Source organism: Streptomyces sp. NPDC088254, assembly GCF_044740925.1.
Taxonomy (GTDB): Bacteria; Actinomycetota; Actinomycetes; order Streptomycetales; family Streptomycetaceae; genus Streptomyces.
In genome coordinates this window covers 26,850-39,360 of the sequence record NZ_JBIURQ010000002.1, presented here as the reverse complement: position 1 = coordinate 39,360, position 12,511 = coordinate 26,850, and the positions used below count along the sequence as shown (strand labels likewise).

At 69.0% G+C, this 12,511-nt stretch carries 13 protein-coding genes; 10 read left to right on the top strand and 3 right to left on the bottom strand.

The window, feature by feature from the left end; genetic code table 11:
* The 7 genes from nadC (at window position 1) to ACIOC0_RS07025 (ending at window position 4,609) form a co-directional block, all read left to right on the top strand.
* On the top strand, window positions 1-984 hold the full coding sequence (gene nadC, locus ACIOC0_RS07055) for a carboxylating nicotinate-nucleotide diphosphorylase (RefSeq protein ID WP_402153331.1): 984 nt from the start codon (window positions 1-3) through the stop codon (window positions 982-984).
* Between the two features lie 15 nt (window positions 985-999).
* Window positions 1,000-1,797 carry a type III pantothenate kinase gene (locus tag ACIOC0_RS07050; protein WP_130438376.1) on the top strand — a complete coding sequence of 266 codons (798 nt, stop codon included), beginning with the start codon at window positions 1,000-1,002 and terminating at the stop codon, window positions 1,795-1,797.
* A 136-nt stretch (window positions 1,798-1,933) separates the two neighbouring features.
* Window positions 1,934-2,650 carry a hypothetical protein gene (locus ACIOC0_RS07045; RefSeq protein WP_402154341.1) on the top strand — a complete coding sequence of 239 codons (717 nt, stop codon included), beginning with the start codon at window positions 1,934-1,936 and terminating at the stop codon, window positions 2,648-2,650.
* A gap of 112 nt (window positions 2,651-2,762) precedes the next feature.
* Window positions 2,763-2,939 carry a hypothetical protein gene (locus tag ACIOC0_RS07040; RefSeq protein ID WP_402153329.1) on the top strand — a complete coding sequence of 59 codons (177 nt, stop codon included), beginning with the start codon at window positions 2,763-2,765 and terminating at the stop codon, window positions 2,937-2,939.
* Window positions 2,940-3,076: 137 nt separating this feature from the next.
* Window positions 3,077-3,505 (top strand): BlaI/MecI/CopY family transcriptional regulator, encoded by a 429-nt coding sequence (locus tag ACIOC0_RS07035; RefSeq protein WP_402154339.1) that lies wholly within the window; start codon window positions 3,077-3,079, stop codon window positions 3,503-3,505.
* A 9-nt stretch (window positions 3,506-3,514) separates the two neighbouring features.
* A complete protein-coding gene (locus ACIOC0_RS07030) occupies window positions 3,515-4,048 on the top strand; it encodes an amino-acid N-acetyltransferase (protein ID WP_130438374.1) in 534 nt (177 codons plus the stop codon).
* Window positions 4,049-4,273: 225 nt separating this feature from the next.
* Window positions 4,274-4,609 carry an Lsr2 family protein gene (locus ACIOC0_RS07025; RefSeq protein WP_130438373.1) on the top strand — a complete coding sequence of 112 codons (336 nt, stop codon included), beginning with the start codon at window positions 4,274-4,276 and terminating at the stop codon, window positions 4,607-4,609.
* On the opposite strand, the gene ACIOC0_RS07020 is transcribed toward ACIOC0_RS07025, so the two are convergent.
* On the bottom strand, window positions 4,588-5,259 hold the full coding sequence (locus ACIOC0_RS07020) for an SCO3374 family protein (RefSeq protein ID WP_402153326.1): 672 nt from the start codon (window positions 5,257-5,259) through the stop codon (window positions 4,588-4,590). The genes ACIOC0_RS07025 and ACIOC0_RS07020 overlap by 22 nt on opposite strands.
* Before the next feature lie 429 nt (window positions 5,260-5,688).
* On the opposite strand from ACIOC0_RS07020, the gene ACIOC0_RS07015 reads away from it, so the two are divergent.
* Window positions 5,689-8,217, top strand: a complete 2,529-nt coding sequence (locus ACIOC0_RS07015; protein WP_130438371.1) for an ATP-dependent Clp protease ATP-binding subunit — start codon at window positions 5,689-5,691, stop codon at window positions 8,215-8,217.
* Window positions 8,218-8,301: 84 nt separating this feature from the next.
* On the opposite strand, the gene ACIOC0_RS07010 is transcribed toward ACIOC0_RS07015, so the two are convergent.
* Window positions 8,302-8,937, bottom strand: coding sequence for an HAD family acid phosphatase (locus ACIOC0_RS07010; RefSeq protein WP_402153324.1), 636 nt, complete (start codon window positions 8,935-8,937; stop codon window positions 8,302-8,304).
* A gap of 516 nt (window positions 8,938-9,453) precedes the next feature.
* Here ACIOC0_RS07010 and ACIOC0_RS07005 point away from each other — a divergent pair.
* On the top strand, window positions 9,454-10,056 hold the full coding sequence (locus tag ACIOC0_RS07005) for a M23 family metallopeptidase (RefSeq protein ID WP_402153322.1): 603 nt from the start codon (window positions 9,454-9,456) through the stop codon (window positions 10,054-10,056).
* Window positions 10,057-10,081: 25 nt separating this feature from the next.
* Here the strand turns inward: ACIOC0_RS07005 and ACIOC0_RS07000 are convergent, their stop codons facing one another.
* On the bottom strand, window positions 10,082-10,702 hold the full coding sequence (locus tag ACIOC0_RS07000; RefSeq protein ID WP_402153320.1) for a TetR/AcrR family transcriptional regulator: 621 nt from the start codon (window positions 10,700-10,702) through the stop codon (window positions 10,082-10,084).
* A 172-nt stretch (window positions 10,703-10,874) separates the two neighbouring features.
* On the opposite strand from ACIOC0_RS07000, the gene ACIOC0_RS06995 reads away from it, so the two are divergent.
* Window positions 10,875-12,497, top strand: coding sequence for an MDR family MFS transporter (locus ACIOC0_RS06995; protein ID WP_402153318.1), 1,623 nt, complete (start codon window positions 10,875-10,877; stop codon window positions 12,495-12,497).
* Window positions 12,498-12,511 lie beyond the last annotated feature (14 nt).

Below are 12,511 nucleotides of genomic sequence, written 5' to 3'. Positions count from 1 at the left end.
GTGAGCACCCCCGAGGACCTTTCCCTCGTCGAGAACGGCGGCTGCGGCGACGGCTGCGCCTGCGGCGACGGCACCGGCGACGAGGAGTACATGGAGTGCGGGCTGGACCCCGCTCTCGCCCAGCTCCTGGCCGACGCCGGACTCGACCCCCTGGAGGTCGAGGACATCGCCAACGTCGCCATCGAGGAGGACCTTGCCCTCGGCGTGGACGTGACGACCGTCGCGACCATCCCCGAGGAAGCCGTGGCCACCGCCGACTTCACCGCGCGCGAGGCCGGCGTGGTGGCGGGCCTCAGGGTCGCCGAAGCGGTGATCTCGGTCGTCTGCACGGACGAGTTCGAGGTCGAGCGGCACGTCGAGGACGGCGACCGCGTGGAGCCCGGGCAGAAGCTGCTGTCGGTCACCACGCGCACGCGTGACCTGCTGACCGCCGAGCGCAGCGCGCTCAACCTGATGTGCCGCCTGTCGGGCATCGCGACCGCCACGCGCGCGTGGGCCGACGTCCTCGAGGGCACCAAGGCGCGCGTGCGGGACACGCGCAAGACGACGCCGGGGCTGCGCGCGCTGGAGAAGTTCGCGGTCCGCTGCGGCGGCGGCGTCAACCACCGGATGTCGCTGTCCGACGCGGCCCTGGTCAAGGACAACCACGTGGTCGCCGCCGGCGGTGTCGCCCAGGCCTTCGAGGCCGTCCGCAAGGCCTTCCCGGACGTGCCGATCGAGGTCGAGGTCGACACCCTGCACCAGCTGCGCGAGGTCGTGGACGCCGGCGCGGACCTGATCCTCCTGGACAACTTCACCCCCGGCGAGTGCGAGGAGGCCGTCGGCATCGTCGGCGGACGCGCGCTGCTGGAGGCGTCCGGCCGGCTCACCCTGGACAACGCCGAGGCATACGCCGCCACCGGCGTCGACTTCCTGGCCGTGGGCGCCCTGACCCACTCCTCGCCGATCCTGGACATCGGCCTCGACCTTCGAGCCGCGGAGTAGGAGCGGGAACCGGCCATGCTGCTGACGATCGACGTGGGGAACACGCACACCGTGCTCGGCCTGTTCGACGGGGAGGACATCGTCGAACACTGGCGGATCTCCACCGACCCCCGGCGCACGGCCGACGAGCTCGCGGTCCTGCTCCAGGGGCTGATGGGCATGCACCCCCTGCTCGGGGTGGAACTGGGCGACGGCATCGACGGCATCGCCATCTGCGCGACGGTCCCCTCGGTGCTGCACGAACTGCGCGAGGTCACCCGCCGGCACTACGGCGACGTGCCGGCGGTGCTCGTCGAGCCCGGCGTGAAGACGGGCGTGCCGATCCTGTTCGACAACCCCAAGGAGGTCGGCGCCGACCGCATCATCAACGCGGTCGCCGCCAACGAGCTCTACGGCGGCCCCGCGATCGTCGTCGACTTCGGCACGGCGACGACGTTCGACGCGATCAGCGCGCGCGGGGAGTACGTCGGGGGCGTCATCGCGCCCGGCATCGAGATCTCGGTGGAGGCCCTGGGCATCAAGGCCGCGCAGCTGCGCAAGATCGAGGTGGCCCGCCCCCGCAGTGTGATCGGCAAGAACACGGTCGAGGCGATGCAGTCGGGCGTCGTCTACGGCTTCGCCGGGCAGGTCGACGGCGTGGTCGGCCGGATGGCGCGTGAGCTGGCGGACGACCCGGACGACGTGACGGTGATCGCCACGGGCGGTCTGGCGCCGATGGTGCTCGGCGAGTCCTCGGTGATCGACGAGCACGAGCCCTGGCTGACCCTGATCGGTCTGCGCCTGGTCTACGAACGGAACGTGTCCCGCATGTGAGCGGGGCGCACCGCCGGCCCGCGGGTGCGGGCCGGTCGGTGGAATCCGCATGCGCCACGCCTGCCCGTTATGTCGAACTTGTCTGATTAGCGCGTATCGTCGCCGCATGCCCACGCCATACGGATCCCGCGGCGGCATGGCGTTCGGCCCGGAGGAGCTGCGTGTGCTCCGCCGTGCTCTCGCCCTCGCCCTCCACCCCGGCCCCGCCTCGGCCGAGGACGTCCAGGACTGCCATCGCCTCGCTGAGTCCCTCGACGAGGCGGCGCGGGAGGCCGCCCGGCTGCGGGCCTTCCTGGTGGCCGACCTGGGCCGGTACCGCGCCGCCCTGCCCGGCACGGCGGCCGGCTACCTCCGGCTCCTGGAGGAGGTGCTGGGCGCCGGCTACCGGCCCGTCCCCGACGACCTCGCCGCGCTGCGGGCGCTGCGGGGCTCTCCGGCGGCCGCGGCGCTCCTCGAACGCTGCCAGGCGCTCGCCGAGCAGGACGTACGCACCCGTCTGGCGGGTCGTGCGGCCCAGCAGTCCGCCCGGGTCGCCCCGATCGTCCCGGCGTCCCGCACGCGCCTTCTGGCGCTCCCTGGAGGCCGTTCCGAGGAGCGCCAGAAGCAGGAGGACGGCGAGGCTCTCCGCGCCGCAGGGGCCGTCGCGGCGGCCGACGAGCCGAAGAAGAAGCCCGCGGAGAAGCCGGCGGCCCCCGCCCCGGGCCCCAGGCCGGGCCCCGGGCCGGTCCCGGTGAACCCCTCCGCCCCCGAGCCGTCGCGCCGGCCCATCCCGACGCCGGGCGAGGTCTTCCCCCGCCGCAAGCCGGCCGCACCGCCCGCGGGCGCCGGGCGGCGGACGCTGGCGGCCGGCTGACCGGAGGGCGGACACGGCCCCGCGGCGCCGGGGCCGCTCCACCCGGGCGTCGGCGGGCGCCGCACGGCCACCCCTCCCCGGGATCCCCTCGCGTCCTGGCTACTCTGGATCCATGGACTACGTCTCCGCGCTCGTGCCCCCCGTCGTCATGGCCGTGTTCTTCATCGGCGTGATCAGGGTGATCGTGAAGACCCAGGGCGGGGCCAACAAGGCCAAGGAGGACGCGGCCGTCGACGCCGCCCTCGCGCGCACGGACGCCCGCTCGGCCTCCGGGCCGGCCGACGCCTGACCCCGCCGCCCACCTGGGCGCACGACTCCGACCCGCTCGGACTCGTGCGCCCTTTTTGTTCTTCTTGTCGACGAAAGCGCACGTCCGGCACGCGATGGGCGGGATCTCCCACTATTGTCTGAGCTGTGCCTCGCCCATTGGGAGAACTCGAAGACGCGGTCATGACGCGGGTGTGGAAGTGGAACCGCCCGGTGACCGTTCGAGAAGTCCTGGAAGACCTTCAGCGGGAACGGTCGATCGCGTACACGACGGTCATGACCGTTTTGGACAATCTCCATCAGAAGGGCTGGGTCCGCCGTGAGGCGGAAGGCCGCGCCTATCGATATGAGGCGGTCTCCACCCGGGCCGCCTACGCGGCCGCGCTGATGAACGACGCCTGGGCGCAGAGCGACAACCCCGCCGCGGCTCTCGTGGCCTTCTTCGGGATGATGAGCGAGGAACAGCGAAGGGCGCTCAGCGACGCTGTGCGCATCGTCCAAGGTCCTCAAACACCACCGCCTCCGCCCGCGGAAGCGGGCAGTGCGGGCGAGAACCCCGGCTCGGCATCGGGGACGGGTGGGCGATAGCGTCCGCACATGTCAGCTCAGAGCCCTGAAGTCAGCGCTAAAGCCATCACCGTCCGCCGGGCCCGGACCAGCGATGTCCCCGCCGTACGCCGTCTCCTTGACGCGTACGTCCGTGGCGGCATCCTGCTCGACAAAGCGACGGTGACGCTTTACGAGGACATCCAGGAGTTCTGGGTCGCCGAACGCGACGACAACGCCGAGGTGGTCGGCTGCGGGGCACTGCACGTGATGTGGGAGGACCTCGCGGAAGTCCGCACTCTCGCCGTGAAGGACGGCTTGAAGGGCGCCGGCGTCGGCCATCAGTTGTTGGAGAAGTTGCTCCACACCGCCCGCTGGCTCGGTGTTCGGCGCGTTTTCTGCCTGACCTTCGAAGTGGACTTCTTCGGCAAGCACGGCTTCGTGGAGATCGGTGAGACGCCGGTCGACACCGATGTCTACGCCGAGCTGTTGCGTTCCTATGACGAGGGCGTCGCGGAGTTCCTCGGTCTCGAACGAGTGAAACCGAACACCTTGGGCAACAGCCGGATGCTTCTGCATCTGTGATCGCCGAGTTCATTCCGCACCGCCCGCCTTGCCCGGGTGCCCTATGTCCGAAACGCGCACGTTTCCGGGCGCGGGACCGGCCCTGAGCCTCAACCGGGGGTTTGTGTTTTCTCGGGAAAAGCGGTTTGCTTTCCGACGTACTGCAGTACTGCATATAACAGGGGGCGGCGAAACGGCGGACGCCGGAGACCCCCGGCCCTCACGTTATCGATGAAAGGAAATGCGGTGGCACAGAAGGTTCAGGTCCTTCTTGTCGACGACCTCGACGGCGGCGAGGCGGACGAGACCGTGACGTTCGCTCTGGACGGTAAGACGTACGAGATCGATCTCACGACGGCCAATGCGGACAAGCTGCGCGGCCTTCTCGACCCGTACGTGAAGGGCGGCCGCCGTACCGGAGGCCGTGCTTCGGGTGGGCGCGGAAAGACGCGCGCCGCTTCCGGCGGCAGCCAGGACACGGCGCAGATCCGTGCCTGGGCGAAGGAGAACGGTTACGAGGTGAATGACCGCGGGCGCGTTCCCGCGACCATTCGCGAGGCTTACGAGAAGGCCAACGGCTGAGCGCACGCGCGCAGCAATCGGACACGGTGACAGTGCGTCGCCAGTGTGTTGACCAGCCGCACGAGATCGGGGGCGCCTCCACCGCCCCCCAACGCCGACACGGTCGGCAGCGAGGCCTCCACCTCGCACCCCGCCACAGGGGGCCGCAGCCAGACCGCGGCCCCCTGCACCGCTTCCGCGGACCGCTTACAGGGCGCGGTAGAGGTGTGGGGGCGTCGGGAAGGCGAGCGCGGCTCGCTGCTCTCCTGAGGCGCCGGCCGCTCGGCGAGGGCGGTGGGCCGAGGCGCTTCCACGGCGCCCCCGGGGCCGATGGCCCTCAGGTCCAGGGGAAGCGGCTCCCATTCCAGCCAGCGCAGGATCCCCGGCAGTTCCTCCGCACTGCCCGCGGCCACCAGGAACTGCATCCGCTCCCCCCGCACGGCCACCGGAGCGCCCGGCGGCAGACGCCGCAGCGCCGCGTGGCCCGCGACGGCCGGCACGTCCAGGACGTCGAAGCGCACTCCCACGGAAAGTCGTACCGGCTCCCCGGGCACCGTGGCCCACCCCAGTTCGTTCTCGTACCAGCCGCGGACCCGGTCGGCCGGGACGGCCGGGTCGGGATCGAGCGGCCGACGCGGAGACGGGACGAGGGAGGAGGCTGTGCCGACCATGCCAAGTGCAACCCCGAAAAGCCCCGCAAGTTACGCTGGGTGTTTCCCCGATCGCGCAAGGTGCCCGGAATCGGGGCGCGCGAGGGCGTCCGGGGGCGCAAGGTTGTTCGCCCATAGCGGAGCGAACCGGGGCGCGCGGCATGGAGTGTCAGTCCCGACGGGTAAGACATGCCTAGTGGGAGGGGGCGACACGCAGGACAGGACGTCTCACGTTCGCCATCGGCGTACTGGCGATGGGGGTAACTGCCTGGCCTGCGGGAACATCGTCTCGCACCATCGGGTTGGAGCAGATGTCGGCGTTCGGGGTCAGGAGGCCATCGACGGTGTCGGCAGTTGGAATGAGCGGTCCCCGCTTGCGGGACTAAGCTGCGGAAGGACAGGGAGGGGAAGTTCCCCCCACTGCCTGACCGCTCTGAGGAGCGATTAACGATGTTCGAGAGGTTCACCGACCGCGCGCGGCGGGTTGTCGTCCTGGCTCAGGAAGAAGCCCGGATGCTCAACCACAACTACATCGGCACCGAGCACATCCTCCTGGGCCTGATCCATGAGGGTGAGGGTGTCGCCGCCAAGGCCCTTGAGAGCCTCGGGATTTCGCTCGAGGCGGTCCGCCAGCAGGTGGAGGAGATCATCGGCCAGGGCCAGCAGGCCCCGTCCGGGCACATCCCCTTCACCCCCCGTGCCAAGAAGGTCCTGGAGCTGTCGCTCCGCGAGGCCCTTCAGCTGGGCCACAACTACATCGGCACGGAGCACATCCTGCTCGGCCTGATCCGTGAGGGCGAGGGTGTCGCCGCCCAGGTCCTGGTCAAGCTGGGTGCGGATCTGAACCGGGTGCGGCAGCAGGTGATCCAGCTGCTGTCGGGTTACCAGCAGGGCAAGGAGACCGCCGCCGCCGGCGGTCCCGCCGAGGGCACGCCCTCGACGTCCCTGGTCCTGGATCAGTTCGGCCGCAACCTCACGCAGGCCGCTCGCGAGTCCAAGCTCGACCCGGTCATCGGGCGCGAGAAGGAGATCGAGCGGGTCATGCAGGTGCTGTCGCGCCGCACCAAGAACAACCCGGTCCTGATCGGTGAGCCCGGCGTCGGCAAGACCGCGGTCGTCGAGGGCCTGGCCCAGGCGATCGTCAAGGGCGAGGTGCCCGAGACCCTCAAGGACAAGCACCTTTACACCCTGGACCTCGGCGCCCTGGTCGCCGGCTCCCGCTACCGCGGTGACTTCGAGGAGCGCCTGAAGAAGGTCCTCAAGGAGATCCGCACCCGCGGCGACATCATCCTGTTCATCGACGAGCTCCACACGCTGGTCGGTGCGGGCGCCGCCGAGGGCGCGATCGACGCGGCAAGCATCCTCAAGCCGATGCTGGCCCGCGGCGAGCTCCAGACCATCGGCGCCACCACGCTGGACGAGTACCGCAAGCACCTGGAGAAGGACGCGGCCCTCGAGCGCCGCTTCCAGCCCATCCAGGTCGCCGAGCCGTCCCTGCCGCACACGATCGAGATCCTCAAGGGTCTCCGTGACCGGTACGAGGCCCACCACCGCGTCTCCATCACCGACGAGGCCCTCGTCCAGGCCGCCACGCTGGCCGACCGGTACATCTCGGACCGCTTCCTCCCGGACAAGGCGATCGACCTGATCGACGAGGCCGGCTCCCGGATGCGCATCCGCCGGATGACCGCGCCGCCGGACCTGCGCGAGTTCGACGAGAAGATCGCCGGCGTCCGCCGGGACAAGGAGTCCGCGATCGACTCGCAGGACTTCGAGAAGGCCGCCTCCCTGCGCGACAAGGAGAAGCAGCTCCTGGCCGCCAAGGCCAAGCGGGAGAAGGAGTGGAAGGCCGGCGACATGGACGTCGTCGCCGAGGTCGACGGCGAGCTGATCGCCGAGGTCCTCGCCACGGCCACCGGCATCCCGGTCTTCAAGCTGACCGAGGAGGAGTCCTCGCGTCTGCTGCGCATGGAGGACGAGCTCCACAAGCGGGTCATCGGCCAGGTCGACGCCGTCAAGGCGCTGTCGAAGGCGATCCGCCGTACGCGTGCCGGTCTGAAGGACCCGAAGCGTCCCGGTGGTTCGTTCATCTTCGCCGGCCCGTCCGGCGTCGGTAAGACCGAGCTGTCCAAGGCGCTCGCCGAGTTCCTCTTCGGCGACGAGGACGCGCTGATCTCCCTCGACATGTCGGAGTTCAGCGAGAAGCACACGGTGTCGCGTCTCTTCGGTTCCCCGCCCGGATACGTGGGTTACGAAGAGGGCGGCCAGCTGACCGAGAAGGTCCGCCGCAAGCCGTTCTCCGTCGTCCTCTTCGACGAGGTCGAGAAGGCCCACCCGGACATCTTCAACTCGCTGCTGCAGATCCTGGAGGACGGTCGGCTGACCGACTCCCAGGGCCGGGTCGTGGACTTCAAGAACACGGTCATCATCATGACGACCAACCTCGGCACCCGGGACATCTCCAAGGGCTTCAACCTCGGCTTCGCTGCCGCGGGCGACTCGAAGACCAACTACGAGCGCATGAAGAACAAGGTCTCGGACGAGCTCAAGCAGCACTTCCGGCCCGAGTTCCTCAACCGTGTCGACGACGTCGTCGTCTTCCCGCAGCTGACCCAGGAGGACATCCTCGCGATCGTCGACCTGATGATCGGCAAGGTGGACGAGCGCCTGAAGGACCGGGACATGGGCATCGAGCTCTCCCAGACCGCCAAGGAGCTCCTCTCCAAGAAGGGTTACGACCCCGTCCTGGGCGCCCGGCCGCTGCGCCGCACGATCCAGCGCGAGATCGAGGACACCCTCTCGGAGAAGATCCTCTTCGGCGAGCTGCGCCCCGGCCACATCGTGGTCGTGGACACCGAGGGCGAGGGTGACACGAAGACCTTCACCTTCCGGGGTGAGGAGAAGTCGGCGCTGCCCGACGTCCCGCCGATCGAGCAGGCGGCCGGCGGTGCCGGGCCGAACCTGAGCAAGGACGCCTGACCCTTCGGGGACTGAGCGCGAGAGAGGGGCCGGTGCTTTCGGGCACCGGCCCCTTTCGCATGTCTGCGTCCGCTCCCGCCGTGGTTACGACAACTGCCCGTCGTAGTCCGGCAGCTTGTAGGTCTTCTCGGCGTGGCCGCCGGACAGGTCGGTGGCACTGTTCCCGATGTTCGCGATGATCGTGTAGCCCTTGTTCTCGATGTCGGCGCGCTGGGCGGTCTTGTAGGCGGCGACGTTCTTGAAGAGGTCGAACAGCCCGCGCACACGGAGGCCGGAGACCTTGTAGCCGACCTGCTTGAGGTTGTAGTCGGTGAAGCCGGCGATGATGTCCGGGCGCGCGGTGACGAAGAACAGCGAGACGCCGTGCTCCTGGGCGTACTTGGCGACGTCGCGGACCGGCTTGTTGGCCGGCTGCGGGTAGCTGAAGCCGAAGTCGGTCTCCAGCGCGGTGTTGTCGATGTCGAGGACGAGCGCCTGTTTCTCGCCCGGCTTGGCGGCGGCGATGCGCTGCTTGAGGTACGGCAGGGCCTGGTTCATCACGACCTGGCAGTCGGCCTGCCAGGTGGCGTAGTCGACGTCCGCGGCGACTGCCGTCGTGGCGACGGTGGAGCTGCCGGAGGCCGTCGCGGCCTGGGCGCCGGCCGGGACGGCCATCGCGGTGACGGCGGCCGTGGTCACGGCCGTCATGGCGATACGGCGCATCCAGGTACCTCTGTTCATGGTGTGGGGGTCCTCTCACGTCCATGTGCTGCGGGTGTCGTGGGCATGCTCATCGGTGGGGATGGCCTGAGGGGAACCAGCGGGTTACCGGACGGTAGCGGTTGATGAGACGCCGCTCACAGAGGCATGCAGTCGAAGGTGATGCGGGTCACAACTCCGTGTGCACGTAAGGGAGTAGTGCCCGTCACATGAAGAAGTCCCCCGTGGCGGGGCGTTGGTGACATGCCGCACAGGCGAAATGTCCGTTACTAGACGGAATAGTGAGAACGATAATTCCGGCAAAAGGGACAAATTACCTAAGGGGTGAGGTGAACTGTGCGCCCGAGGGTGGGAGTTGGCAGGGAAACGGACTAAAAGGCCAACTGTCAAGAACTCGTCTCATTCGGGGTTTAGTACTAGCTACCGCCGTAGGTCACACATTTGAGGCGGCATGGGCCGGGGGGTTACCAAGGGATGGCCATCCGGCGGACGTCACGTCGGGTGGTTCTCTCTGACCCCGGACCCATGAGGTTTTCCATGTTCCAGCGCGTCACGTCCCGTTCCTCCCGTACGTCTCAGCTCCGCACCCGGGCGGCCGTCGGGGCCGCCGCTCTCGGCGCCTCGGTCGTGCTGGGGTCCGGAGTGGCGTCCGCCGCGCAGCCCGCGGCCGCCAAGCCCGCCGCCGTCGCCAAGCCCGCCGCCGCGGCCGCCAAGAAGAGCGCCTCCTGGGTCGACCCGGTGGCGAAGTACCGGCTGTCCGCGAGCTTCGCCCAGGCCGGCGGCATGTGGGCGCACAAGCACAGCGGCCAGGACTTCGCCGTGCCGACCGGCACCAAGGTCATGGCCGCCCATGGCGGCATCGTCGTCAAGGCCGGAGGCAACGGCGCCGGCGACGGTCCGGCCTACGGCAACGCCGTCGTGATCAAGCACGCGAACGGCGTCTACTCGCAGTACGCGCACCTCTCGCGCGTCGACGTCAACGTCGGCCAGGTCGTCAAGACCGGGCAGCGCATAGCCCTCTCCGGCAACACGGGCAACTCCAGCGGCCCGCACCTGCACTTCGAGATCCGCACGACCCCGAACTACGGTTCGGCGATCGACCCGGTGAAGTTCCTGCGCGCCAAGGGCGTGACCGTCTGACGACGGGCAGGGCCGCCCGGCTCTTCTAGTCCTCCGAAGGGGAGGGCGCAGAGGACGGCCGGGCGCCCTGATGGGCCTGGGTGACCAGATCGACGGCGACCTCAAGGACGGCTTCCCGCTTGTCCTCGGGGTCGCCTTCGAGGTCGTGGAGGAAGAACATGCCGGCGTGCAGCGTGAAGATGGCGCTGACGCAGCGGACCTGATCGGTGAGCGGGGCGTCCGGGTCGAGGATGATGTCGCGCAGACTCCGCAGGCGGTCCTTGAAGGAGTCCCCGATCTGCAACTCCCGCACCGTCGCCTGGTTCTCCTGCATGAAGCGGAAGAGCGGGGCCGCCTCGGCGAGGGCCTTGCTGTAGCGCCGCACCAGTTCCTGCTTGGTCTCCAGGGTGTGCGGCTGCTCCCGGCCCCAGTCGATCAGGTCCTCGATCGGCTTCGTCAGATCCGTGAAGATGCTGACGATGATCTCTTCCTTGGTCTTGAAGTGGTAGTACAGGGCCGCCTTGGTGACGTCGAGGCGCTCGGCGATCTCGCGGAGCGAGGTCTTCTCGTAGCCCTGCTCGGCGAAGAGTTCGAGCGCCACGTCCTGGATGCGCTGGCGGGTGTTGCCGCGGCGCTGCTGCTTGGTGCCGTCCATAGTGGCGTCCATCCTCGTAGTCCTCACGGTCCCACGGAAATCCGGCCGCCGGAGGTAAGAAACACTTACTTGCCGACCGGCTAGAACTTACTTGACGCCCGGCTAGTTCCACGTCTACTTTCACCAGTGTAGTGAGAACTAGCCGGGCGGCAAGTAAGTGGGCCGCCGTGGGGGAGTGGAAGCGATGGCGGACAGCAAGGGCGTCGAGCGGGAGACCGGCACACCGGGCATGCCGGATGCCGGTGCACAGGAGAAACAGGCGAAGAGCGTGCGGGCCGTGATCCTCGCGCTCATGATCACGATGATGCTCGCCATGCTCGACAACATGATCGTCGGCACCGCGATGCCGACGATCGTGGGCGAACTCGGCGGCCTGGAGCACCTGTCCTGGGTGGTGACGGCGTACACCCTCGCGACCGCCGCCTCCACCCCGATCTGGGGCAAGCTCGGCGACATGTACGGGCGCAAGGGCGCCTTCATGACGTCGATCGTGATCTTCCTGGTCGGGTCCGCGCTCAGCGGCATGGCACAGGACATGGGCCAGCTCATCGCCTTCCGCGCGGTGCAGGGCCTGGGCGCCGGCGGTCTGATGGTCGGCGTCATGGCGATCATCGGCGACCTGGTCCCGCCGCGGGAGCGCGGCCGCTACCAGGGCATGATGGCCGGCGTCATGGCGATCGCGATGATCGGCGGACCGCTCGTCGGTGGCTCCATCACCGACCACTGGGGCTGGCGCTGGGCCTTCTACATCAACCTGCCGCTCGGCGTCGTGTCCCTCGGCCTGATCAGCGTCATCCTGCACCTGCCGAAGAAGCGGTCCGACGCGCGCGTCGACTACCTGGGCGCCGCGCTGCTGACCGTCGGCATCACCGCCATCGTCCTCGTCACCACCTGGGGCGGCACGGAGTACGCCTGGAGCTCCGCGCGGATCATGGAGCTGACCGCCATCGGCGTCGCCGCGCTCGTCGGGTTCGTGTTCTGGCAGACCAAGGCCGCCGAACCGATCGTCCCGCTGCACATCTTCCGCAGCAGCAACTTCACGCTGATGTCGATCATCGGCTTCATCGCCGGCTTCGTGATGTTCGGCGCGACGCTCTTCCTGCCGCTGTACCAGCAGTCCGTGCAGGGCGCGTCCGCCACCAACTCCGGACTGCTGCTCCTGCCGATGCTCGGCGCGATGCTCGTCACCTCGATGATCGCGGGCCGGATCACCACCAGCAGCGGCCGCTACAAGGTCTTCCCGATCGCCGGCAGCGTCCTGCTGGTCGCCGGTCTGTATCTGCTGTCGACGATGGACACCGGGACCTCGCGGTTCATGTCCGGCGTGTTCATGGCCGTCACCGGCCTCGGCATGGGCCGTCTGATGCAGATCACCATGCTGGTCGCGCAGAACAGCGTGGAGATGAAGGACATGGGCGTCGCGTCCTCGTCCACCACCCTCTTCCGCACCCTCGGCTCCTCGTTCGGCGTCGCGATCATGGGCGCCCTGTTCAACAGCCGGGTCCAGGACGTCATGACCGAACGGGCCGGCGCCCTCGGCTCGAAGGTCACCGAGCAGTCCGCCCAGCTGGATGCCGCCAGCCTCGCCAAGCTGCCCGTGGCGGCGCGGGAGGCGTACCAGTACGCGGTATCCGACGGCACGCACGCGGCGTTCCTCCTCGGAGCCGTGGTGGCCGTGATCGCCCTGGTCGCCGCGGTGTTCGTCAAGGAGGTCCCGCTGCGGGGCGCGTTCCCCAAGCCGGACGGCCCGGACGGCGCCACGGACGGGACGGCCCCCGCCAAGGCCCCGGTCGTGGAGTCCGTCTGACCCCGAGCCGAAAG

Coding starts and splice junctions, on each gene's coding strand:
- ACIOC0_RS07050 (WP_130438376.1), top strand. CDS start 1,000: ATGCTGCTGACGATCGACGTGGGGAACACGCACACCGTGCTCGGCCTG.
- ACIOC0_RS07045 (WP_402154341.1), top strand. CDS start 1,934: ATGGCGTTCGGCCCGGAGGAGCTGCGTGTGCTCCGCCGTGCTCTCGCC.
- ACIOC0_RS07040 (WP_402153329.1), top strand. CDS start 2,763: ATGGACTACGTCTCCGCGCTCGTGCCCCCCGTCGTCATGGCCGTGTTC.
- ACIOC0_RS07030 (WP_130438374.1), top strand. CDS start 3,515: ATGTCAGCTCAGAGCCCTGAAGTCAGCGCTAAAGCCATCACCGTCCGC.
- ACIOC0_RS07020 (WP_402153326.1), bottom strand. CDS start 5,259: ATGGTCGGCACAGCCTCCTCCCTCGTCCCGTCTCCGCGTCGGCCGCTC.
- ACIOC0_RS07015 (WP_130438371.1), top strand. CDS start 5,689: ATGTTCGAGAGGTTCACCGACCGCGCGCGGCGGGTTGTCGTCCTGGCT.
- ACIOC0_RS07010 (WP_402153324.1), bottom strand. CDS start 8,937: ATGAACAGAGGTACCTGGATGCGCCGTATCGCCATGACGGCCGTGACC.
- ACIOC0_RS07005 (WP_402153322.1), top strand. CDS start 9,454: ATGTTCCAGCGCGTCACGTCCCGTTCCTCCCGTACGTCTCAGCTCCGC.
- ACIOC0_RS07000 (WP_402153320.1), bottom strand. CDS start 10,702: ATGGACGCCACTATGGACGGCACCAAGCAGCAGCGCCGCGGCAACACC.
- ACIOC0_RS06995 (WP_402153318.1), top strand. CDS start 10,875: ATGGCGGACAGCAAGGGCGTCGAGCGGGAGACCGGCACACCGGGCATG.